Genomic DNA, 24,390 nt, shown 5'->3' with positions numbered 1-24,390 from the left:
ATTTTCCATTAACTCGTTAACTAATAAGTTAAAAATATTATGACCAAATATAATCTTAAGCAGAATCAAGTTTCGGGCGGTTTTGTTACCATGGGCACTGAGCGTTATTACGAAATTTGTAATATGGATCAAATGGGCCCTTTTTTTATTAGCTTGGTTTCAAACAGTGACCATTGGCTATTTATTTCTACAACTGGTGGCTTAACAGCTGGTAGAGTATCTCCTGATACAGCGTTATTCCCTTATACAACCGTTGATAAGATCCACGATGATTATTTAAATACGGGTTCTAAAACCATCTTTAGAGTTGTAACAGATGAACAAAAAGTTCAGTGGCAACCATTTAATCAACAGCAAAATACTAACTTTAATGTATCGCGCAATATTTATAAAAATACCTTAGGCAACAAACTCTGCTTTGAAGAAGTTAATCACGATCTTAAGCTTTCCTATCGTTACACATGGATGCTGAGTCATGAGTATGGCTTTGTGCGTGAAAGCGAACTTATTAATGAAGCTTCAACAGCAGTTAAGGTAGATGTTTTAGATGGCTTACAAAATATTTTGCCAGCCGGAACACCAAGGTTTACGCAAACCAATTCAAGTAATCTAGTTGACGCCTATAAATGGACGGAAGTTGATAAGCAAACTGGATTAGCTTTTTTTACCCTTTTCTCAGGTATCACAGATCGAGCCGAGCCGTGTGAATCATTAAATGCTAATACCGTGTTTAGCTTAGGTTTAAGCAATAGCAAGATACTTATTTCAACAGAACAAATAGCTGGCTACTTAGTTGGCGAAGATGTTGCCGCTGAATACCACAAGCGCGGTATACGTGGTGCATATATGGTTAACGGTGAGCTAGATTTAGCAGCAGGTAGCTCTCAGACATGGCAAATTATCGCAAATGTTGAGCAAAGCCAAGCACAAGCCGTTGCGTTAAAGCAGCAACTTAATAACCCTGAACAACTGCAACAAAAAATTAAAGACTCTATAGCACATGGTAGTGATGATTTAGCGCGCATAATGGCATCTGGCGATGCGTTCCAATGTACGGCTGAAGAAGAAGTCTCGGTGCACCATTATGCTAACGTACAGTTTAATTTATTGCGCGGCGGTGTATTTGATAACCATTACAGCATAACCAAGAAAGACTTTATCGCAACCATAAAGCAATTTAACCAAGGCGTATTTACTGAGCATCAAGAGTTTTTGTCTATACTTCCTGCGCATTGTAGTTTTATTGATTTACTTGCATTGGTTAAAAAGCAAAATTCAGCTCAGTTGGAGCGCCTTTGCTATGAATATTTACCGATTATGTTTGGTCGAAGACATGGCGATCCAAGTCGACCTTGGAATCAGTTTGCCATTAATCTTACCGATGAAAATGATGAAAGAATTTTAACTTATCAGGGCAACTGGCGTGATATTTTCCAAAACTGGGAAGCATTAACCTTTAGTAATCCTGAATTTATTGAAAATATAATTTGTAAGTTTGTTAATGCCTCAACTATAGATGGTTATAACCCGTACCGTGTCACGAAAGAAGGAATTGATTGGGAAGTTGAAGACCCAGCTGATCCTTGGAGTTATATTGGCTATTGGGGCGATCACCAAATCATTTATTTGCAAAAGATGCTTGAGCTTTCCGCGCAATTCCATCCACAGCGATTAACTGAATTCTTAACTAAGCCAATATTTACTTATGCTAACGTACCATATCGCATAAAGGCTTTTTCTGACTTACTTATTAACGCTAAAGATACCGTTGAATATGATGATGAATTAGCTGCTGAAATAGAAAAGCGAGTGGCAGAAATAGGCTCTGACGGTAAGCTTTTATTAGCCAGTGATGGGCAAGTATATTTAGTTAATTTATTTGAAAAATTATTAGTAACTTTATTGTCTAAATTAAGCAACTTTGTTGTTGATGGAGGCATCTGGTTAAACACTCAAAGGCCTGAATGGAACGACGCCAATAATGCCTTGGTTGGTCAAGGTTTATCTATGGTGACCTTATCTTATTTACGCCGCTATATTCAGTTTTTGCAAACCCTGTTATCACAACAAACTGGTTCGTTTACCTTGTCAGCAGAAGTAAGCCAATGGTTTGCTCAAACAGCCAAAGCAATTACCAACCTGAGTGAACTGGTTAAAGCGGATGCGTTAACACCACAAGAGCGCTTTGCTAGCTTAAATGAACTAGGGCAATTTGCCAGTAACTATCGTTTAACCGTATATAAAAATGGTGGCTTTAGTGGCACAGCTGAGCAATCAGTAAGCGATGTACAAACATTATTAAGTGATGCTCTTATTGCCATTGATAAAACCATTGCATTTAACAAGCGTAGCGACGGTTTATATAATGCTTACAATTTACTTGCATTAAAGCCTGAATCATTATCTATCGACGCATTATACCCAATGCTTGAAGGTCAAGTAGCTGCTTTAAGTTCAGGTGTGTTAGCCCCTAAAGAAGCTGCACAGGTTGTTGAGTCTTTATTTGCGAGTGATGTCTATCGAAACGATCAAAAGACTTTTATGCTTTATCCTGATCGTCAATTGCCTAGTTTTCTTGCGAAAAACACTATCGATAGTGAACAACTCAAAGCAATACCTGGTGTATTAAATCTCTTAGAAAGTAACAACACAGCAATCATTGAACAAGATATTGAAGGTACTTATCGTTTTAATAGTGCATTTAAAAATGTTAGCGATTTAATTGCTCAAATAGATGTAATCGCGAGCTCTGAAATCCCAGAGCTACTGCAAAGTAAACAAGCACTGAGCGAGCTTTTTGAATCAGTATTTAATCATCAAGAATTTACTGGTCGCTCTGGTGGTATGTTTGGTTTTGAAGGCTTGGGTTGTATTTATTGGCACATGGTATCTAAGTTGCTTTTAGCGGTACAAGAAAACTACTTTAATGCCATAGCGACAAATGCCAATACAGAGGTTAGCCAGCAATTAGCAAACCTTTATTATCAAGTGCGCGAAGGTATCGGGTTTAATAAATCGCCGAGTGAATACGGCGCATTCCCTACCGACCCATATTCTCACACACCTAAGCATGCCGGTGCACAGCAACCGGGGATGACAGGGCAAGTAAAAGAAGAAATATTAACTCGTTTTGGTGAGTTAGGCATTCGTGTAAATAATGGCGAAGTGCAATTTTTACCAAGCCTATTACGCAGCCAAGAGTTTGCGGCAACACAGCGCAAATTTAAATTTTTAGATATAGACAATTGTTGGCAGGAAATCTTATTAGCCAATAACTCCTTAGCTTTTACTTGGTGTCAGATACCAATTGTTTATCAACTTACCAACAATGAAGACGTTAATGAGCAATTAACGGTTTCATTTAACGATTCTAGCGAAAAAATCATTGACGGTAACACATTGTCTACCGACTTAAGCTCGTTGATTTTTACTAAAGCGGGGCTTATTCGTCGTATTACATTAAAAGTATCTGCTAGCAGTTTATTCGTGCAATAGCATGACTTTATTAGCCATAAAAAATATTAATATTATTGGAGCACAAGGTGTCGAGTAATTCTTATAAAAAACAGTTTTTAGCTGGTGAAAACTACAACCGTTTATCGACGGATGAGTTAAAAACTGTCGCCGCTGAAATTTTACAAAACAAAATTCACGGTATTTCATTTAGTCCCTATGTAGAAGGGCAAGGACCAGGCAGTCAAATAAGCAAACAACAAATAGAAGATCGTTTGCAGATAATTAAAGGAAATATTAATTGGGTGCGCTCGTTTTCATGTACTGAAGGTAATCAATACATCCCTGAAATAGCTAAAAAGCAAGGCTTAAAGACTATGGTTGGGGTTTGGTTAGATGATGACTTAGCCAATAACGAACTCGAGCTTACTAATGCCATTGAAGTTGCTAAGGCAGGACATGCCGATATTCTTGCTGTCGGCAATGAAGTGTTGTTACGTGGTGATTTAACGCAAGAGCAGCTTATTGATTATATTACGCGTGCTAAACAAGCCGTGCCTGAAATCGAAGTAGGTTATGTAGATGCTTATTATGAGTTTGAAGATCACCCAAAGGTCGCCGAAGCTTGTGATCTAATCTTAGCCAATTGTTACCCTTTTTGGGAAGGCTGTGCGCTTGAGTATTCATTACTGTATATGAAAGATATGTATCAACGAGCCCTTAAAGCCGGTAATGGTAAGCGAGTGATTATTACAGAAACTGGTTGGCCAAATGTCGGCACTGCTGAATATGGGGCTATACCTTCTACCGATAACGCCATTAAATATTTTGTTAATACCTATATGTGGGCCGAAAATGATGACATAGATGTATTCTATTTTTCATCATTCGATGAAGCTTGGAAAGTAGCTGATGAAGGTGACGTTGGTGCTTATTGGGGCTTATGGGATAAAGACGGTAAATTAAAATACGCTTGAATTAACTATAACAGGTAAAAAATAATGAATATTACTCACGCTAATGCAATATGTTACTCAGGCTATCGAGAAGGGCAAGGGCCTGGCCAAGGAATTTACCCTAGCTATGAACAGATAAAACAAGATCTACTGATTTTAACACAACACTGGCACTACATTCGGTTATACGATTGTGGCCCTCATGCAGAGCTAACCTTGTCTGTTATTAGCAATGAAAACCTCGACTTAAAAGTTATGCTAGGTGCTGATGTTGGCGCTGAAATGAGCAACCCAAATTGTCCTTGGGGAGCCGATTACAGTGACGAAAAATTACAAGCAAATAAACTACAAAATATTGCTAATATTGATAAGTTAATTGCTTTATCAACAAAATACCAAGACATTATTTTTTCAGTATCTATCGGAAATGAGGCAAGTGTTGATTGGACTGATCATATGGTGCCTGTAGATAGACTGATTAGCTTTGTACATCGTATTAAAGCAAACATTAAGCAACCGGTTACCTTCTGTGAAAATTACATTCCTTGGGTCCATAAGCTAGCTGATTTAGTGGCGGAATTAGATTTTATTTCAATTCATACCTATCCTGCTTGGGAATATAAATCCATTGATGAAGCACTAGACTACACCAAGCAAAACTACCATTTTGTTGCAAATCAATATCCAGATACTCCTGTTGTTATTACGGAGGCGGGTTGGACAACTCAGTCTAATGGCCGTGGTATTGAACCATGGAATGCATCACAAGAAATTCAAGCGAGTTACTACAAGCAATTGGTTGATTGGAGTAATGAAGAGCAGATACTCACTTTTGTTTTTGAAGCATTTGATGAACCTTGGAAAGGATCGGAACATCCGCAAGAGCCGGAGAAACATTGGGGACTATTTACAGTTGATAGACAGCCTAAATTGGTTATGAATGATTTATTTGCTAGTGCAAATGAATTTGACAGTGATCAAGTAGAGCTTTCTAATTTAGCCATTGAGAACTGCTAACTTATTGTTAATAATAGATTTTAAATTGCTAGTATTAGCTGTTGAACTTGAGTAGGATAAAATATGTATTCTACTTAGTTTATCTCAATTGGTAATAGAGAGCCTAAATGTTAAAAAAAATAGCTAATGATCAGAGCTATCAGTACTGGTTTATGCAATGCAGCTATTGGGCATTTATATGTTTAATTAGTTTATCAACGCTAACCGTGTGGTATGCGCAGTTTAATTTTGCCAATTTAGCTCACACAATCGTGCAATCAGGTCTTGGCTTGTTACTCTCTATACCTTTATATCGTGTGTTTATTGCGTTTTGGGAACATTCATTGCGCTATCGCTTGGTAGTGGTTCTTCTTGGCGTTATCGTGATTTCTTTTGCCTGGACAGTTATGCGTATGCAGGCCTTTATCATGATGACACCAGAATATGATATTTGGAATGATTTTGGTGGCTGGTATTTCGGTAGTATCTTAGTGTTTTTAAGCTGGACTGGCTTAGTTCATGGAGTGAAATATTATCAATTATCACAAATAGAGCATAAAATTATGCTCAGCGCAGAGGCCGATGCAAAGTATGAATTAGAACAAAGAATCGCGGCACAAACTATTGCTCGAGATGCGCAAATAAAAATGTTGCGCTACCAATTAAACCCTCACTTTTTATGTAATACGTTAAATGCGATTAATTCATTAATTGAAGCACAAGAGCCGAAAATAGCGCAATCAATGACGATCAAATTAAGTAAATTTTTACGTTATTCTCTTGATCATAATCCCGATAATAAAATTGCCCTGCGTAACGAACTTAATGCCCTTAATCTTTATTTAGATATTGAAAAAACACGTTTTGGTGAACGTTTACAGCTTGATTTTCAAATAGATACGCAAGCTGAAGATGCGCGAGTTCCTAGTTTGATTTTACAACCTGTAATTGAAAACTCAATGAAACATGTTGTTGCCCAAAATGAAGAAGGGGGCACTATCAGTATCAAAGCTAGAATTGTCGATAATAAATTGGTTCTTGGTATGTCCGATACTGGTTCTGGAATTAAATTAGGCAAAAGCAAATTACAAATATCGCAAGGACGTGGTGTGGGCTTAAGAAATATAGACGAAAGATTAAAAGTGCTTTATAAAGATAATTACTCTTTTGAGTTAAATATCACGGCATCGGGTGGATTAAAAACTACTATAACAATACCTTTTGAATCTGCAGCAAAAGTATAATAACTATAATAAACTAAATAATATGACTAAATTAAAAACTATCATTGTTGATGACGAGCCTCTTGCACTAAAGCTGTTGCGTTCTAAATTAGAGAAATTTCCCGAATTGGAAATTATCGCGGAATGTAAAAATGGTCGTGAAGCAATTGAGGCGACACTAGATTTAGCGCCTGATTTATTATTTTTAGACATTCAAATGCCTGGGGTCAATGGCTTTGGTGTTATTGAAAAGCTACAAACAGATATAGTTCCTATGGTGGTTTTTACCACTGCTTTTGAACAATACGCTTTAGATGCATTTGATGTGCATGCTGTAGATTACATCTTAAAACCAATTGACGAAGAGCACATTCAAAGAGCCGTTAAACGAGCACTATCTCGATTTAACCGTGGTGAAAGTGAAAACAATAAAAACCGGATTATCGGCGCCATAGATTCAATTAATGAGCGTGAACAAACGATTATCAGATTTCCTTTAGCTGACGATTTAAATGAGCAACCTGCAGCAGGTTTTAACGCCAATGTTGAACCAAAAGTAGTGGTTAAAGATAGAGATGATATAACCTTACTCAAGCAATCTGAGATTGAATGGGTCGATGCTGCTGGCGATTATGTTTGCTTACATGCTAATGGCGCAACTCATATAAAAAGAAGTACATTAAAAAGCTTACTTGATGAACTCGATCCAGCAATCTTTAAACGCGTCCATCGCTCTACCATCGTAAACCTGAATTTCATTCAAAAGGTTATCCCTCATACCAAAGGTGAATTTTTCTTAAAGCTTGGCGAGTATGATCAAGTAAAAGTAAGTCGTAATTACCGAGAGGTCATTAAAGACTTCCTTACTGATGTTTAAGCATTGGCTTACGCGTTCTTTGCCTAAGCTGATTTTTGAGCTCTAACTATGTTGCTTTACAATTTGCTCTAATGCAGTCATTAATCGCTGACATTTTTGTGTATCTTCAGCTTCTTGGTGAGCAGAGCTGAATTTTCCAATATCGTTATCAAAATACTTACCTGAATTGCTAGCAAACTCATTTTCAAGTGCTGCTCTGATCAAAATATCAGCTCCAATACTTAGGTCGTTACCTGCTACGCCGAATCCTTCTTTAACCATTTTACTGGCTAACAAAGAACCTGGATTAACAGCGACAATTACTTGCTTAGGAGTTAACAACTTGGCTAGCTCTTGTGACCATATCGTAATGGCAAGCTTACTTTGTGCATAAGCTTGAAACTCATCTTCAATACTAACTTTGCCCGATAAGGCGTTAATATCAATAGGCGCTTGTGCCGCCGATGATAAATTAACAATTCTGCCATCAGCTGCAAGCAGCGGTAAAAGCTCTTGGGTAATTATCAACGGAGTAATGGTATTAACAACAAAGCGAACATCTATGCCACTTGCTGTCATAGCATTACTTATTTTGAATACTCCGGCGTTATTAATAATAACGTCGATAGTCTTATTGGCATTTGTAATCGCTTCAATCAATTTTCTTACTTGTGTAAAATTTGCTAGATCAGCTAAATAAGTATTAATCTTAATTGTTGGGTTAATCGAACGTAATTGTTGTTCAGCGGATTTTAATTTTTCAGCGCTGCGGCCATGAATAATTAAATTATGTCCTTTTTCGGCTAATAACTTTGCCGTTTCTAAACCAATACCATCAGTGGCACCGGTAATAAAAATATTTTTCATAACTTACCTTTTATCAATAGCTGATCAAAGTCATCATCTTCTTACAATCAGCTACTAATTGTGATTACTAAATACTAATAACAACTTTACCCATGGCTTTACCACTTGCTAAGCGCTCATGAGCTTTACCTGCCTCACTTAATGAAAACGGTTTTGTATCTAGTATAGGTGTTAACTCTCCGGCTTCAACAATGCTAGCAAGCTCTTTTAGGATGCTAGCGTGCTGTTGACGTTTGATATTATGCAGCATAGGGATCAACATAAACACTACATTTAATGATAAGCCTTTAAAGTGTGCCACTGATAAATCAATGTTTACTAATGCAACAGTTGAAGCTACTTGACCATTTAGCGCAGCAGCTTCAAAGGAGTTAAGCATATTTTCACCACCAACAGAGTCAAAAACCACATCAAAGCCGTTACCATGTGTATATTGATTTACGTAGTCACTTACGGTTTCTGTTTTGTAGTTTATTGCTTTAGCGCCTAATTGTTTGATAAGAGCGAGTTGAGCCTCGCCACCTCCAGTCGAATAAACCTCTGCACCAAAATGCTTGGCTAGCTGCAAAGCAACATGACCAACACCACCAGAGCCTCCATGAACTAATACTTTTTGACCTGCTTTAATGCCTGAACGTATTAATCCTTCATATGCAGTAATACCTACTAAAGGTAATGCTGCAGCTTGTTCCATATTTAAGTTTTTAGGTTTTAAAGCGATAAGTTGCGCGTCTGCCACTATGTATTCTGCAAGAGTGCCTGGTAAATCTGCTAAGCCACCGGCACAACCATACACTTCATCACCTACTTTATATTCAGTAACTCCTTCACCTACTTGCTCAACAATACCCGCAAAGTCCATTCCTAAAATAGCAGGAGCCGCTGGTGAAAGAGGTAACTCACTACCCATTTGACGGATCATGGTGTCCACAGTATTAACACTTGTTGCTTTAATATTTACTAACACATGATTTGGCTTAGCTGTTGGTTTATCAATATCGGCAAGTTCGAATACTTCAGGTCCACCAAATTCATTGACAATCATTGCTTTCATACGAGCACGCTCCTTAAGGTGATGTGTGTTTTTTAAACTGTAAACAGTATAGATACTTGTAATAGTTTTGATAATGGTTATAAATAGTGAATCACTTTCAAATAAATATTGATAATGAATATAGAGCATTTAAATCTTTTTGTACGAATAGCAGCTACCAATAATATAAGTTTCGCAGGTGCAGAGCTTGGTATATCGGCTGCCGTAGCTAGTAGCCATATAAAAAAGTTAGAGGAAAGCTTAGGGGTAAGGCTAATTCATCGTACCACAAGAAAGGTGTCACTAACCGAAGAGGGGGCTGCTTTTCTTCACCATGCTGAAGATGTTATTGCTAGCGTTGAAGCCGCAAAGGCATCCGTTGGGGCTGGTGTTTCATCGCCAAGTGGCACTTTAAGGGTTGCCGCACCAGCGTCATTTGGGCGAATGCACTTATTACCAGTTATCGCAGATTTTATTAATCAAAATCCTAATTTGAAAGTTGATTTAAAGTTATCCGATACTATCGTTGATTTAGTTGAAGGCGGATTTGATATTGCTATTCGTAACTCTGAGTTGAAGGACTCAAGTTTGGTTGCTAAAAAATTAGTACCTGATAAACGTATTTTATGTGCGTCTCCAAGTTACATTGAAAAATTTGGTTTACCTAGCACCCCAGAAGAGCTTAAAAATCATAATTGTATAACGCTGTTAAATATGGACCACTGGAATTTTGATAATGGTAAAACTAGTTTTAATGTTAAAGTCAGTGGTAATTTTAGAGTCGATAATGGTGAAGCTATACGAGATGCTTGTGCCTTGGGGGTTGGCATTACAATTAATTCAACTTGGAGTGCATACAAACAACTACATAGTGGAGAGTTGGTCGAAGTATTACCAGAATATCCTTTAGTTTCAGAAACAGCTATTTGGGCTATTTATCCTAGCTCTCGACAGCTAGCACCGAAAGTCAGAGCGTTTATCGATTATGTTTCCAATCATTTTAACAATGAGGCTTCTTGGGATAAGTAAATTTTCATATAGAATAAACGATTCTAAATTTTACTAACAGGCATAAAAAAGCACTATAGATATAGTGCTTTTTCATTTGATTAGTGAAATCTGTGCTTATAGTTTAGCGAAACAACGCTCGGCTGCAGCAATGGTATCTGCAATATCTTGCTCTGTATGTGCTGTTGATAAGAAGCCTGCTTCAAATGCTGATGGCGCTAGGTAAACACCTTCGTCTAACATTAGGTGGAAGAACTTATTGAACTTCTCAGTATCACATTTCATTACCTGTGCGAATGTATCTACACGCTCTTGGTCGGTAAAGAAGAAGCCGAACATTGCACCTACGTAATTAATACATAAATCAACACCTTGGCGTTGTGCTGCAGCTTTAAAGCCTTCAGCGATTGCTTTGGTATTAGTAGATAATTGTGTGTGGTGATCTTTACTGCTTAATTCGCCTAATGCAGCTAAACCTGCAGCCATAGCAATAGGGTTACCAGATAATGTACCTGCCTGGTAAACCGGGCCTACAGGAGCAATGTAATCCATAATTTCAGCTTTACCACCAAAAGCACCAACTGGCATACCGCCGCCGATAACTTTACCTAATGTAGTTAAGTCTGGAACTATATTGTAATGTGCTTGCGCGCCACCTAATGCAACACGAAAACCTGTCATAACTTCATCTAAAATAAGTACAGATTTATATTGGTCACAGATCTCACGTAAGCCTTCTAAAAATCCTGCAACTGGAGGTACACAGTTCATGTTACCTGCAACTGGCTCAACGATGATACAAGCAATTTCATCGCCAAGTTCGGCAAAGATATCTTTAACCGATTGAATGTCGTTATAGTTAACTGTTAGCGTGTGTTTAGCAAAATCAGCAGGGATACCAGGTGAGTTTGGTACGCCTAAAGTTAATGCACCAGAGCCAGCCTTTACTAATAAAGAGTCGGCATGGCCATGGTAACAACCTTCAAACTTTAATATTTTATCACGGCCAGTGTAACCACGAGCTAAACGAATAGCGCTCATAGTCGCTTCTGTACCAGAGCTAACCATACGTAGCTTTTCCATCGAAGGTACAATTTCACGCACTTTCTCTGCCATGGTAATTTCAAGCGCTGTTGGCGCACCAAAACTTAGACCATTTTTAGCTGTTGCTATTACGGCATCTAAAATTGCAGGGTGATTATGCCCTAAGATCATTGGCCCCCAAGAACCAACGTAATCGATGTATTTTTTACCATCGGCATCAAAAATGTTTGCGCCTTCTGCGCGTTCAATAAAGCAAGGTGTGCCACCAACGCCGGTAAATGCACGTACTGGCGAGTTCACGCCGCCAGGGATAGTGTTTTGAGCTTGTTCAAATAATTGTTGTGAATGTGACATGTTCTGCCTATTTAATAATTTGGGTAAATATTAGGTTTATCAATAAAACTTATTTATTGGTAAACCATGTAACTGGTTTTTCGTACTGAGTGAGCTTTTCGTCAACACCCAAAGTTAATGCAAATAAAGCCATTCGCACCAATACACCATTTTGTGCTTGACGGAAAATAGCCAAGTTAGTGTTGTCGTTTAAATCGGTATCTAACTCGTTTGCTTCTGGTCTTGAATCGCGAGGCAGTGGGTGCATTATCACGGTATGATCTTTACAGTATTGTTCATACACGGTTTTGTTTAAGCTAAAGTGACCACGGTACATATCCGCTTCCTCTTTACTCGAAAAACGCTCTTGCTGAATTCGAGTTTGATAAACAACATCACTAGCTAAATTTCCTGCCATGGTGTCAGTAATAGTTACTTTATGACCTGCATTAGCAAGTACGTCTACGACTGAATCTGGCATTTGCAACTCTTTAGGAGCAAGCATAGTAACGGTAATATCTTTATAAAGACTTAATAGTTTTGAAAGAGAGTGTACTGTACGGCCATGTTTTAAATCGCCCATTAGCACAATGTTTAAGCCATCAATACCTTTACCATAACGTTCCATTTCAGCTTGAATGGTAAACAAATCTAATAATGCTTGAGTAGGGTGTTCATTTGCGCCATCACCGCCATTAATCACGGGTACAGAGCTACCTTGTGAAAATTCAGCTACTGAGCCCATCGCAGGATGGCGCATCGCGATAACGTCACTGTAGCCGCTGATCACTTTAGCGGTGTCATATAAAGATTCACCTTTAGAAAGAGAAGAGCTTTCTTGGCCAACTGTCTCATGCACAAAACCACCAAGTAACTGGAAAGCAGTACCAAAAGAAATACGGGTACGAGTACTAGGTTCGAAGAATAAGTTATTTAAAATTGCACCTTCTAAAACATTACAGCGTTTTTGTCTTGCAGCATAAGGGATCATGCTTTGTGCAACTTGTAGAATACGAGAGACAGATTCACGGTCAAATTGTGAAACCGATAAAATATGCTCGCCTTGAAAATTCATCATGGTTAACTACCTGATATTTTTTAATAAAATTTATTATATTTACATACTAACAAATGAAGGCTTTGCTTGATTCGAATGCCTTCATAAGTGTGCTTAATTTATTGCGCAGAACCTTAGCATAAATAGCCTATTTATAGAACAAATTGCTATTAATTATTTACCAAAATACGGGTTTTAAAATAGCTAAAATAATTACCGCAAATAAAACTAAAACCGGTAGTTCATTAAATACTCGATAAAACTTGCCTGAACGGGTATTTTTATCATTTTTAAAATCAGCCAATAACTTAAAACAATAACCGTGGTAAACGTAAAGCGCAGCAACCAATACAAGCTTTATATGTAGCCAGCCACTGTGTATAAACCACTGGCTACCCATTAAAAAAATAAGAGCTAGGCCAAAAACTAAGGTAAGTATGGCAAAAGGGGTAATAAAAAATAATAACCTACGTTCCATTATTTTTAATTGTTCTTGCACTTCTTTGCTATCACTTTCGGCATGATAAACAAATAAACGAGGTAAGTAGAATATGCCAGCAAACCAAGCCACCATAAAAGCAATATGCAATGCTTTTATCCAAAGAATAGTGGTCATTTAGTTAATCTCCATGGGTTAGAATTTTGCGAATTTTGTCAAAGGTTAAATAACCAATAATTTTATCTTGATGGCGATGATAAATAAACACCGCACCTTGACGACTTTCATATAGAGCAAAATATGCTTCAGCTAACGTTGCCTCACTATCTATGCCCGGCATTGAAATATATCTAATGGCTTGGTCTTCACTGGCTAAAGGATGAATGTTGAGGTCTATTTCAACGGTTCTAAACTCTCCACCTTTTTCCTTCGGTTTGATTATTAATTGCTTGTTATCCTCTTGCTCAATAAAGTGCTGGCGAATACAGGCATTATCACTGTGCTCTAACACGGTAAAATCAGTATCCATTTGGCTGATCACACCATGCTTTTGCAAGGTACGTTCAACTGGTGCTAACTGATAAGCCAAGCCCTGAAAGTCGAGTTGTTGTAAAAATATAGAACGATTCTTGAATAACTGACTTGAGGTTAAAAATGCAGAGGTAATCACTACCATAGCGGGTAAGGCTATTTGTAGCTGGTTAGATAATTCTATTACCGCTAAAAGTGCAGCAAGAGGAGCATTGAGCGTGGCAGCTAACATACCAGCCATACCTAATAGCGCATAATCACTAACAAAATGGATATCTTCATAAATAAAGCTTACGCCAAAGCCAATCAATGCACCTGCAATAGCCCCTATACTCAAGGTTGGACCTATAATACCGCCCGGTACACCTAAGCCTAATACAACGACGGTGGCGATAAACTTAGCAATTAACAAGCTTAATATTAACCAGGCGTGAGGATTTTGCTCGAATAAAAAACCGACTGAATTTAAACCTGAACCCATACTTTGTGGTACAAGTACTGCTATACATGACATGACAATTGCAGCTATGTATAAACGTTTTACCATATGCAACTTGACCGATAATTTGACTATCGACATCAAGCTTTTATTAAATGCAGTGGCCAAAGTACCAAGTAACATGCCGGCGAGAATTAAAAAAGGATAGTGCCACAGGTCAAGGTTGATAAAGGCAAAAAACTCATACTCATGATAAGGTCCAAAAAAAGCATTAGACATAATTGAGCCAATGATTGAGGCGAGTATTACAGGCACAAAAACATGCAATTTATACTCGCGCAGGATCACTTCCATCACAAAAATAACCGCAGCTAAAGGCGTGTTAAAGCTCGTTGATATACCAGCGGCAATACCACAAGCACATAAAGTTCTTACTGAGTTTTTAGGCAGTGCAAAGTAAGAGCCAAAAAAGCTACTACTTGCTGCCCCTATGTGTACAGCTGGGCCTTCTTTACCTACTGAGAATCCACCTACAAGGGCAAATATACCACCGAAATATTGAGTGATAGTATTTTTAAAAGGAATAGAGCCATAGGCTATTTTTAAGCGGTGGATCACAAAAGGAATACCCATGCGGGTATATTTAAAGCCTAATAATTTAGCAACCATAAGAATTGCAGTTACTGCAATTAATGGGGTTATAAAAATGTAAAAATCTGATAAAGTGCTGTAATCATCAGTTTTGTTCAGAAACAATAATTGAATTCTTTCAACACTAAAGCGAAAAATAATAATAAAAATTGATGCTAAGGTGCCACCAATCAACCCGAGCAAACATAATTGCCAAGAGGGTTGTGGCTGGGCAAGTTTTTTCCTTAGCGCAACGAGAGACATAGTTTTCCTGTCAGGTTAATATTCTTTTCGGTAAAGTTTAACATACTTAAAATAGATAATACGTTAAAAATGAATTGGTTAAAAACAATAAAAATATCAGACTTACATCAGCGTTTCGGCGCTTTTAAATTACTTATTGCCACGGCTATATTATTACTTTTGTTAGTGGTTATGGCTTTTAAAGCGGGTAACTTTTATCAAAAACATCAAAGTCAGATCATTGCAGAACAAGCTCAGCGACTAGACAATCTTTATCAAAAAAATGAAACCGCGCAGAGCCAAATAAACACCTTAAATGTTGAATTGGAAATTGAAAAACTTGCTAATTTAAAGGCGCAGCAAGCACTGCGTAGTATTGAAGATGATCATTTTGCTTTGAAAAAAGAATTAGCTTTTTATGAAAAAATTATGGCGCCGGAAAAACAAGTTAATGGTGTTATTATTGATGAAGTCGAAGTGTCACCTAGTGCGAGCGAAAATCATTACCGCATTAGAGTGGTGCTGGTACAGCAGCAAAAAAGTAAACGTTATGCCAAAGGCCATATAGAAGTTAAGTTTGATGGTAGTTTATTAAGCCGCCCAGCAACGATAAAATTGGAAAGTGTATCGGAAATGGATAAAAAACAACTTTCTTTTAGCTTTCAATATTTTCAGGTGTTAGAAGGTGAATTTACGTTACCGAAAGATTTTGTTCCTGAACAAATTGAGATTGCTGCGGTTATGCCCGCTGGACGTTGGCAAAAAGGTTTACGTTTAGATGAAAGCTATCCGTGGCCAGATAAATCTTAAAAACAGCATAATTTGTATTTTCTTTGCCTGAATTTCAGCTAATACTTGATTAAATCGCTCAGGTTTAAGATAATTCGCTCCATTAAGTTGTAACTATGTAAGAAGATAATTATGTCTACCCCTGAAATGCCAATAAAATTTAGTGATGCAGCAGCGACTAAAGTAAAAGTATTAATTAGCGAAGAAGAAAATCCAGAGCTTAAATTGCGTGTTTACGTAACCGGTGGTGGTTGCTCAGGTTTTCAGTACGGTTTTACTTTTGATGAAAAAGTGAATGAAGGCGACATGACTATCGAAAAACAAGGCGTAGTTATGGTTGTTGACCCTATGAGTCTACAATATTTAGTTGGCGGTACCGTTGATTATATTGAAGGTTTAGAAGGCTCTCGCTTCTTAGTTGATAACCCAAATGCAGAAAGTACTTGTGGTTGTGGCTCTTCTTTTTCAATCTAAGCTATTCGTTTACCCCTTCAGAAAGAATTTCATACAAAAAAGCACTAATTTATCGCAAAAACTGTGAATAAATTGGTGCTTATTCATACTGGTTCGTTTTATACTGTTAACATAATAATAAATGTTTTATACCAAGCTCATGATGAATATTCATGGTATTTAATGTTGTCGTTGAAACAGATGATTAAATAGATTGGTAGTACTTTACAAGGGTAAGTATGAGTTCAGGGAATTTAAATCAGCAAAAGCTATATCAAAAACCAGCATTCATTGCCGCGTTTATATCTATTTTATTATTAGTTTGGCTTGCTTCCGGCTTTAACAATGAAAAAACTAACCCTGATGAACTTGCTGAAAGAAAAATCATTTCCCCTCGAGTGAAAGTTGAAACCTTTATTGGTGAATCAATTGAAAACACGATTAATTTATATGGCCGTACTGAGCCTGATAGAATCGTTACCCTACAAGCGCAAGTAAAAGGCGCGGTTACAAAAATTTATGCTAATCGTGGTAGCTTCGTTAAAAAAGGCGATGTTATTGCCACCATTGCATTAAATGATTTACCTGCACAATTAGAGCATTACCAAACTTTAGTTAAACAACGCCGTATTGATTACTACGGCGCGAAAGAGTTATTTAAAGGTGGTTATCAAGGCGAGTCAGCTTTAGCCGAACGTTTATCTGCGGTAACTGCTGCCAAAGCACAACTTGCTCAAACACAAAATGATATAGCTAACACCACTATCGTTGCGCCTTTTGATGGCATTTTGAACGAACGCTTTGTTGAAGTTGGTGATTATCTTAAAGTTGGTGATGATATTGCCATTGTCGCTGATTTAGACCCGTTAGTGATCCGCGCGCACATTACAGAAAACCAAATTAGCGCTATCAAAGAAGGCCAAAAAGCTAAGGTAAACTTGCTTAATGAGCGCGAAATAAATGGTCAATTACGTTATGTGGCAAGTGTTGCCAATGAAAATACCAATACCTTTAAAGTTGAAATCGCTATTGCTAATCCTGGTTACAAATATCTTGCGGGTATTAGCTCTGAAGTAGAATTACCACTAGATACGGTTTCTGCAATTAAAGTGTCTCCTGCATTATTGGCTTTAGATGAAAGTGGCAATATTGGGGTCAAATCTGTTGTTGATGATACGGTTGTATTTACTCAAATAAATATTGCTAAGTCAGATGAAAATGGCGTGTGGCTAACCGGTATTGGCGAGAGTGCTGAAATTATTACTCTTGGGCAAGGCTTTGTGAGACCGGGTGATAAAGTAAACCCAATTCGTGAAGAGCAATAACCACAGATGCTGTCTTTAATTGATTCTTGTCTTGTTCGCACACGGTCGGTAATGATGGTGTTCATCTTGTTGCTAATTAGCGGCATGATGACTTATTTGTCTATTTCAAAAGAAGCTGAACCAGACATTACCATTCCTAATATTTACGTTTCAATGATACACGATGGTATTTCACCTGAAGATGCCGAGCGCATGCTTGTTAGGCCAATGGAAAATGAACTAAAAGCTATTGAAGGCGTAAAGGAAATGCGCGCTGTAGCGAGTGAAGGCCATGCGAGTGTGACGCTTGAATTTATTGCTGGCTTTGATCCTAAAACAGCCCTTGCCGATGTACGTGATAAAGTAACTCTCGCCAAAGCTAAACTGCCCAATGAAACCGAAGAGCCAGAGGTACGTGAAGTAACTATGGCCAACCAAAATCCTGCGGTTACTGTGTTTTTATCAGGCCCCGTTAGTGAACGCGGGCTAATTACCATTGCTCGTAATCTAGAAGATAAGATTGCCAGTATGCCGCAAGTGCTGGAAGTAGAAATTGGCGGCGATCGCGAAGATATGCTTGAGATCATTGTCGACCCGTTATTAATGGAAAGCTATGGTCTAGATCAAAATGATATTTATAACTTAGTTGAGCGTAATAACCGTTTAATACCGGCCGGTACCATGGATACTGGTAAAGGTCGCTTTGCCATAAAAGTACCTTCAGTGTTTGAGTCGGTAAAAGATTTAATGGAGTTACCTATTAAGGTTGATGGCGACCGAGTTGTTACTTTCCAAGATGTTGCTGTCGTGCGCCGCGCTTATAAAGACCCTACAAGTTTTGCCCGCTTAAATGGTGAACGAGCTATTTCAATTGAAGTAAAAAAACGCCCAGGACAAAACATTATTGAAACAGTTGATAATGTTAAAACACTTATTGAAGCGCAGCGTAAATTTTGGCCGAATCATATTTTAGTAAATTATACTGGTGATAAATCAAGGCAGGTTAAAACCATGCTCAGTGATTTACAAAATAATGTAATTTCCGCGGTGCTTTTAGTAGTTATTGTGGTTATTGCTGCTTTGGGCGCGAGAACTGCATCTTTAGTTGGTTTATCAATTCCTGGTGCATTTTTAACGGGTATTTTAGTGTTATCAGTTTTTGGTTTTACCATAAATATGGTGGTACTTTTTGGCTTGATAATGTCGGTGGGGATGTTAGTTGATGGTGCCATTGTTGTTACTGAATTTGCCGATAGGCAAATGAGTGAAGGCATGCACCGTAAACAAGCTTATGTTTTAGCAGCTCGTCGTATGGCATTACCAATCATAGCTTCTACAGCAACAACCTTAGCTGCGTTTGCTCCGCTATTATTCTGGCCGGGAATGATGGGCGAGTTTATGAAATTCTTGCCTATTACCTTAATTGCTGTGTTATCGGCATCTCTTGTTATGGCGTTAATCTTTGTTCCTACTATGGGGACTCTTTGGGGTAAAAGCAGGCTTATTTCAGAGCAAGAAAAACAACAGTTTATTGAAGCAGAAGAAGGTGATTTAACCAAATTAAAAGGTTTAATGGGTAAATACGTTAATGTGCTTAATGTTGCCATAACTCACCCTGTTAAAGTGTTGTTAGTAACTATTTTATTCTCGATAACGGTAATGACAAATTATGTGCAATCGGGATTAGGTGACGAGTTTTTCCCTGTTGTAGAGCCAGAAGGCCTTAATATTAAAGTCCGCTCTTTTGGCGATTTATCTATAGCTGAAAAAGATAGCATCATGAAAGAGGTTGAGCGCCGGATATTAGATATGGAAGAGATTAAATCTTTGTATTCTAGAACGGGTGGCACAGATTTAGTTGGCCGACTGCGCATGAATTTACTCAATTGGCAATTCCGCGCACCTGCCGATGAAATTATTGAAGAGTTACATCAACGCTTAGATAATTTTGCGGGTGTTGAGATTGAGATCCGCAAAGATGAAAGCGGTCCGCAGCAAGGTAAAGATCTTGAGTTAGAGCTATCGTCTCGATTTGCCGATAAGTTACAAGATGCTGTGGTGATTATTCGTAAAGCGATGCAAGCCAATAACCAGCTGATTAACGTTGAAGATGGCGGTTCTAAACCTGGTATTGAATGGCAATTGAAAGTCGACAGATCGTTAGCAGCAACCTTTAACGCCGATGCAACCTTAGTTGGCACATCAGTTCAGATGGTTACTAATGGTTTAAAACTTGGTGAATACCGTCCAGATGATGTTGACGATGAGCTAGATATTCGTGTTCGTTTTCCTGCTGAAAAACGCAGTATAAGTCGTTTAGATGAGTTACGTTTAAAAACTAATGACGGCTTGGTACCTGTTACTAACTTTGTAGAAAAAAGCGCTGCCCAAAAAGTTGACATAATTCGTCGTGTCGATGCTAAACAAGTAGTTACCTTACAAGCAGATTTAATCAGTGGAGCACAGCTAGGTAAAGTATTACCAGTTCTTAAGCAAGAGTTGGAAAAACTCGATATTGATTGGACTACGGTGAATATTGCATTTAAAGGTCAACAAGAAGATCAGCAAGAGTCACAAGACTTTTTAGTGAATGCTTTTGGTGTTGCGCTTTTTGTTATGGCAATTATCTTAGTGACCCAGTTTAATAGTTTTTATCAAGCATTCCTTATTTTGTCTGCAGTATTATTTTCAACTGTTGGGGTGTTTTTAGCGCTATTAATCGCAGGTAAAGCTTTTGGTATTGTTATGTCAGGCCTTGGGGTAATAGCTTTAGCAGGTATTGTGGTAAACAATAATATTGTATTAATCGATACTTATAATGTACTTAGAAGAGAAGGCTTTAAAGTTCGTGATGCCATTTTACGAACAGGTGCACAGCGTATTCGTCCTGTATTGCTAACTACGATCACAACGATTCTTGGCTTAATGCCTATGGTGTTACAAATGAATATTGATTTCATTAGCAGAGACATAAGCTTTGGCGCACCTTCAACGCAGTGGTGGGCACAATTAGCAACAGCCGTTGCTGGCGGCTTAGCGTTTGCGACGGTTTTAACTTTAGTTCTCACCCCTTGTTTATTAGCTATTCGCGATAATCGTAAAGAAAATAAACCAAGTAAAAAAACAAACCCTAGTGTTGGTTATACTCCTGCACCAGTTTATGAAGAAGTTTAAAGTTATACCTAGTATAACTATCTATTAGGACAACCTATGCGTATTAAAAAAACAATTTTAACAAAAGCATTTAGTGGTTTAATGCTGTCATCGGCAATATTAACTTTGGGCATGGGCAATGCCATAGCTCAAACTAAAAGCTATATTTCGGATCACGACAAGGTGCAATTGGAGCAGTTAACGGCAACAACAGCAGAGTCTACATTATCTTATGATATTGTTGAGTCACTAACTACTGAAGTTGGGGCTCGTATGATAGGCACTGAAGCTGATAAACGTGCCATTAAATGGGCTGTTGATAAAATGAATGCTTTAGGTTTTGACAAAGTCTGGACCGAAGAAGTAACCCATTATCAATGGATTAGAGGTGACGTTGAAGCGCAAGTTTTAGCTCCATTCCCGCATCGTGTTGAAGCAATTGCGCTTGGTGAAAGCGTTGGTACTGGTGAACAAGGTTTAACAGCTGAAGTGGTACATTTTAAAACTTTAGATGATTTAAAAGCCGCACCTAGTGATAGCCTAAAAGGTAAAATTGCATTTATCTCATACCGTATGGAACGTCACATCACAGGTAAAGGCTATGGAAAAGCTGTTGGTGCACGTGTTACTGGTGCGCAAGTTGCTGCTGAAAAGGGCGCTGTTGCATTTATTATGCGCTCGGTAGGTACAGATGATAATCGTTTAGGCCACACTGGCGTTACTCGTTATAAAGATGGTGTTAAGCGCATTCCAGCCGTTGCGTTATCAAACCCTGATGCAGACTTATTAGTGAATCAATTTCGTCGTCAAAAACCAGTAGAGTTCTCTCTTAAAGTTACCGCGATGCGTAATGAAAGTGTTGAAGTTAAAGGTGCTAATGTAATTGGCGAAATCACAGGTAGTGAATTACCTAATGAGATTGTTGCATTAGGTGCTCACCTTGATTCATGGGATGTTGGAACCGGCGCGGTTGATGATGGTTTAGGTGTGGCGATGACTATGGCTGCCACGGCTCATATAGCAAAACTTTCGCAGCGCCCAAAACGTACCATCCGAGTGATTTTATTTGCTGGTGAAGAAGTTGGCTTACTTGGCGCTAAACAGTATGTTATTGACCATAAAGATGAATTAAATCAGCATGTCATTGCCGTTGAGTGGGACTTTGGTTTAGGTAAGATTTATAGCATGCAAGCAAATGTTGCTGAAAACGCCAAGCCTGCTATTGCTGAATTGGCTAATTACGTTGCACCATTAGGTGTGGAATTTAATCCAGCCAATAAAGCTAGAGGTCAATCTGATATGGGCGCTGTGACCGATTTAGGCGTACCTGCAATGAACTTTGCCCCTGATGGAAGTCGTTATTTTGATGTGCATCACACTGACAACGACACATTAGATAAAGTATCACCGCAAGATCTGCAACAAAACACTTCGGTGTATACTATTTTTGCTTATTTTGCTGCGCAGGCGGACGTTAACTTTAGAAAGTAACTGTCTAACTCGCTAAATTTAAATCATTAAAAAGGTTAACTATTGTTAACCTTTTTTATTTTTACGCTATTATAAAACTAAGAGCAAACTTAACTTGGACGCATCATGAATAAATTATGGAAAATTACTTCAGCTTTTATATTACTTACATTTAGTTATAACAGCCTTGCCGACTCGCCAGTTTGGCAGGTAACAAAATCAGGTAAGACAGTCTATTTAGGTGGCACTGTACATGTTCTCAGTCAGAGTGACTATCCTTTGCCTAAAGCCTTTGAAACAGCGTACGAGCAAGCTGCAACCTTAGTGTTTGAAATGGATATGAGCCAAGCTCAAACTCAAAAGTTTCAACAAGCTATGATGAAAGAATTAACCTATCAAGATGGTCGAACCTATGCCGATGAATTAAAGCCTGAAACAGTAAACAAGTTAAATCAATATATGGCTACTCGAGGGATCCCGGCTTCAAACATGCAAGTATTTAAACCTGCAATGCTATCAATCGCTTTAACTATGTTTGAACTGCAACGTCTTAAGTTAAGTGGTACTGGTGTGGATGCATTTTATGCTCAACGGGGCTTAAATGATTCAAAACAATTTTTGTTTTTAGAAAAGCCAGAAGAGCAAATTAATTACTTAGCAAATATGGGTAAAGGTCATGAAGATGAGCTTATAAACTATACCTTAAATGATATGGATAAACTGCCAACGGTGCTTCAGCAAATGAAAGATGCTTGGCGATCTGGTGATGGTGACAAGTTATTTGAGGTTGGTGGCAAAGAGTGGCAACAAGAGTTTCCGAAATCTTATCAACAGTTAATTATTGAGCGCAACAATAATTGGATGCCACATATTGAGCAATATTTTAATACCAGTGAAGTTGAATTTGTGCTTGTTGGTGCTATGCATTTAGTCGGTAAAGATGGCTTAATTGAACAATTGCAAAGTAAAGGCTATAAAGTTACACAACTATAAAGCCCTTAATAATTAAGGGCTTTATAGTTAGAGAGGTTAATAGCTGGAAGCTTGCATGCCCCAATAATATAAACCTGAAGAAAGGATTATCCATAAAGATAAAGGCAATAATGCACCTTTAATGTTAGGTGCTTTTGCTTTTACATTAGCAAAGGTTTTATTACCTGTGATAATTGCAGCTATAACATTGTCACCACGAAATACATGGAAAACTCCCGCCAGTGCATGCAATACAACTAACACTAATAAAATATCAAAGTTTGAGTGATGTAAAGAGTCCATAGTAGAAGCTAAAGAGTCACTTACCATGGCGTATAAAGGGCCTTCACTAAACACGTCGTCACTAGAAAATAAGCCACTTACTATTTGCAGTCCAATGGTCGCTAATAAGGCTAATACCATATAACCACCAACTGGATTATGGCCGCTGTGCGGCTCTGTTATGGTATTGTCACACCACGCTTTAATAACCTTTAAAGGGCTTTTAATAAAGTTGGCAAATTTAGAGGTGTCACTGCCAATAAAACCCCATGTTATGCGGGTTAACCACAAAGCTAATAAGATAAAGCCACAGATAAAATGCAGTTCAAAATTAGCTTCTTCGCCGCTATACCATAATAAAGCCAGCAAAATAAGCTGGCTTATATGGAAAATCTGGGTAAATCTATCCCAAACTTTTACCTTTTGCATTAATCGTCACAATCCATTTTAAAGGCTTTATGACCTTTTTTAGCTGATTTACCGATTTTGCCAAGAGCTGCTTTTTGTTCATCAGCAGTTTTTGCCATAGTTAATTCAGTCACGGCATCTTCTAGTGCAGCCATACCTTTTTTGTAGTCATCAAACTCTGCTTGTTGAGCGGCAGTTAACTCTTTTTTGTCTGAAATTACTAGAGGTACATAATCATCTGCTTTTCGTACTGTAATCAGAAGATCTTGAGCTAAAGCAGATACTTTAATGGTGTCATTTGATTTAGCTGCACCTTTAATTGCTTTCATGTCATCTTTCATCTCGCCCATGATTTTTGCAAGCTCTGTTTCACCACATTGTGGGTGCGCAGCGTGCGCTGAAACTAATGTGGTAAATGATAAAGCTAGGGTAAGTAATATTTTCTTCATAA

20 protein-coding genes are annotated in these 24,390 nt (G+C 38.1%); 12 read left to right on the top strand and 8 right to left on the bottom strand.

The window, feature by feature from the left end:
- Positions 1-39: 39 nt before the first annotated feature.
- From FNN08_RS15905 to FNN08_RS15885, 5 genes are all read left to right on the top strand, one after another.
- Positions 40-3,495, top strand: coding sequence for a hypothetical protein (locus FNN08_RS15905; RefSeq protein WP_143587474.1), 3,456 nt, complete (start codon positions 40-42; stop codon positions 3,493-3,495).
- A gap of 47 nt (positions 3,496-3,542) precedes the next feature.
- On the top strand, positions 3,543-4,430 hold the full coding sequence (locus FNN08_RS15900) for a glycosyl hydrolase family 17 protein (RefSeq protein ID WP_143587473.1): 888 nt from the start codon (positions 3,543-3,545) through the stop codon (positions 4,428-4,430).
- 24 nt (positions 4,431-4,454) lie between these two features.
- Complete coding sequence (locus FNN08_RS15895) at positions 4,455-5,426, top strand: glycosyl hydrolase family 17 protein (protein ID WP_185962699.1); 972 nt, start codon at positions 4,455-4,457, stop codon at positions 5,424-5,426.
- 107 nt (positions 5,427-5,533) lie between these two features.
- A complete protein-coding gene (locus FNN08_RS15890) occupies positions 5,534-6,649 on the top strand; it encodes a sensor histidine kinase (RefSeq protein WP_185962698.1) in 1,116 nt (371 codons plus the stop codon).
- A gap of 22 nt (positions 6,650-6,671) precedes the next feature.
- Complete coding sequence (locus FNN08_RS15885; protein ID WP_143587472.1) at positions 6,672-7,505, top strand: LytR/AlgR family response regulator transcription factor; 834 nt, start codon at positions 6,672-6,674, stop codon at positions 7,503-7,505.
- Between the two features lie 42 nt (positions 7,506-7,547).
- Here FNN08_RS15885 and FNN08_RS15880 read toward each other — a convergent pair whose 3' ends face one another.
- Together FNN08_RS15880 and FNN08_RS15875 are read right to left on the bottom strand one after the other, a co-directional pair.
- Positions 7,548-8,351, bottom strand: a complete 804-nt coding sequence (locus FNN08_RS15880) for an SDR family NAD(P)-dependent oxidoreductase (RefSeq protein WP_143587471.1) — start codon at positions 8,349-8,351, stop codon at positions 7,548-7,550.
- A gap of 67 nt (positions 8,352-8,418) precedes the next feature.
- Complete coding sequence (locus FNN08_RS15875; RefSeq protein ID WP_143587470.1) at positions 8,419-9,405, bottom strand: zinc-dependent alcohol dehydrogenase family protein; 987 nt, start codon at positions 9,403-9,405, stop codon at positions 8,419-8,421.
- Positions 9,406-9,519: 114 nt separating this feature from the next.
- Here FNN08_RS15875 and FNN08_RS15870 point away from each other — a divergent pair, with 114 nt between their 5' ends.
- Positions 9,520-10,413 (top strand): LysR family transcriptional regulator, encoded by an 894-nt coding sequence (locus tag FNN08_RS15870; protein ID WP_143587469.1) that lies wholly within the window; start codon positions 9,520-9,522, stop codon positions 10,411-10,413.
- Positions 10,414-10,509: 96 nt separating this feature from the next.
- Here the strand turns inward: FNN08_RS15870 and hemL are convergent, their stop codons facing one another.
- The 4 genes from hemL to FNN08_RS15850 form a co-directional block, all read right to left on the bottom strand.
- On the bottom strand, positions 10,510-11,790 hold the full coding sequence (gene hemL / locus FNN08_RS15865; RefSeq protein ID WP_143587468.1) for a glutamate-1-semialdehyde 2,1-aminomutase: 1,281 nt from the start codon (positions 11,788-11,790) through the stop codon (positions 10,510-10,512).
- 49 nt (positions 11,791-11,839) lie between these two features.
- Positions 11,840-12,847: an aspartate carbamoyltransferase gene (locus FNN08_RS15860; RefSeq protein ID WP_185962697.1), complete on the bottom strand. Its 1,008-nt coding sequence runs from the start codon at positions 12,845-12,847 to the stop codon at positions 11,840-11,842.
- Positions 12,848-13,004: 157 nt separating this feature from the next.
- The gene (gene hemJ, locus FNN08_RS15855) at positions 13,005-13,442 is read right to left on the bottom strand and encodes a protoporphyrinogen oxidase HemJ (RefSeq protein ID WP_143587467.1); all 438 of its coding nucleotides are present in this window, start codon (positions 13,440-13,442) and stop codon (positions 13,005-13,007) included.
- Between the two features lie 4 nt (positions 13,443-13,446).
- Positions 13,447-15,129: a chloride channel protein gene (locus FNN08_RS15850; RefSeq protein ID WP_143587466.1), complete on the bottom strand. Its 1,683-nt coding sequence runs from the start codon at positions 15,127-15,129 to the stop codon at positions 13,447-13,449.
- 69 nt (positions 15,130-15,198) lie between these two features.
- On the opposite strand from FNN08_RS15850, the gene FNN08_RS15845 reads away from it, so the two are divergent.
- From FNN08_RS15845 to FNN08_RS15820, 6 genes are all read left to right on the top strand, one after another.
- On the top strand, positions 15,199-15,918 hold the full coding sequence (locus tag FNN08_RS15845) for a DUF6776 family protein (protein WP_143587465.1): 720 nt from the start codon (positions 15,199-15,201) through the stop codon (positions 15,916-15,918).
- A gap of 111 nt (positions 15,919-16,029) precedes the next feature.
- Entirely contained in the window at positions 16,030-16,371 is a 342-nt protein-coding gene (gene erpA, locus FNN08_RS15840) for an iron-sulfur cluster insertion protein ErpA (RefSeq protein WP_143587464.1), read from the top strand.
- A gap of 218 nt (positions 16,372-16,589) precedes the next feature.
- Positions 16,590-17,675: an efflux RND transporter periplasmic adaptor subunit gene (locus FNN08_RS15835; protein ID WP_143587463.1), complete on the top strand. Its 1,086-nt coding sequence runs from the start codon at positions 16,590-16,592 to the stop codon at positions 17,673-17,675.
- Positions 17,676-17,681: 6 nt separating this feature from the next.
- Positions 17,682-20,828 carry an efflux RND transporter permease subunit gene (locus FNN08_RS15830; RefSeq protein ID WP_143587462.1) on the top strand — a complete coding sequence of 1,049 codons (3,147 nt, stop codon included), beginning with the start codon at positions 17,682-17,684 and terminating at the stop codon, positions 20,826-20,828.
- A 36-nt stretch (positions 20,829-20,864) separates the two neighbouring features.
- A complete protein-coding gene (locus FNN08_RS15825; RefSeq protein ID WP_221931810.1) occupies positions 20,865-22,298 on the top strand; it encodes a M20/M25/M40 family metallo-hydrolase in 1,434 nt (477 codons plus the stop codon).
- A gap of 105 nt (positions 22,299-22,403) precedes the next feature.
- A complete protein-coding gene (locus FNN08_RS15820) occupies positions 22,404-23,270 on the top strand; it encodes a TraB/GumN family protein (RefSeq protein WP_143587461.1) in 867 nt (288 codons plus the stop codon).
- Between the two features lie 36 nt (positions 23,271-23,306).
- Here FNN08_RS15820 and FNN08_RS15815 read toward each other — a convergent pair whose 3' ends face one another.
- Both FNN08_RS15815 and FNN08_RS15810 read right to left on the bottom strand, forming a co-directional pair.
- Complete coding sequence (locus FNN08_RS15815) at positions 23,307-23,960, bottom strand: cytochrome b/b6 domain-containing protein (RefSeq protein ID WP_143587460.1); 654 nt, start codon at positions 23,958-23,960, stop codon at positions 23,307-23,309.
- A complete protein-coding gene (locus FNN08_RS15810) occupies positions 23,960-24,388 on the bottom strand; it encodes a cytochrome b562 (protein WP_143587459.1) in 429 nt (142 codons plus the stop codon). The genes FNN08_RS15815 and FNN08_RS15810 overlap by 1 nt, the downstream gene beginning before the upstream one ends.
- Positions 24,389-24,390: the final 2 nt, after the last annotated feature.

This window comes from Thalassomonas sp. M1454, from assembly GCF_007097525.1.
Taxonomy (GTDB): domain Bacteria; phylum Pseudomonadota; class Gammaproteobacteria; order Enterobacterales; family Alteromonadaceae; genus Thalassotalea_A.
Note: the sequence above shows the minus strand (reverse complement) of the source record. Positions and strands in the feature narration are given on the sequence as shown.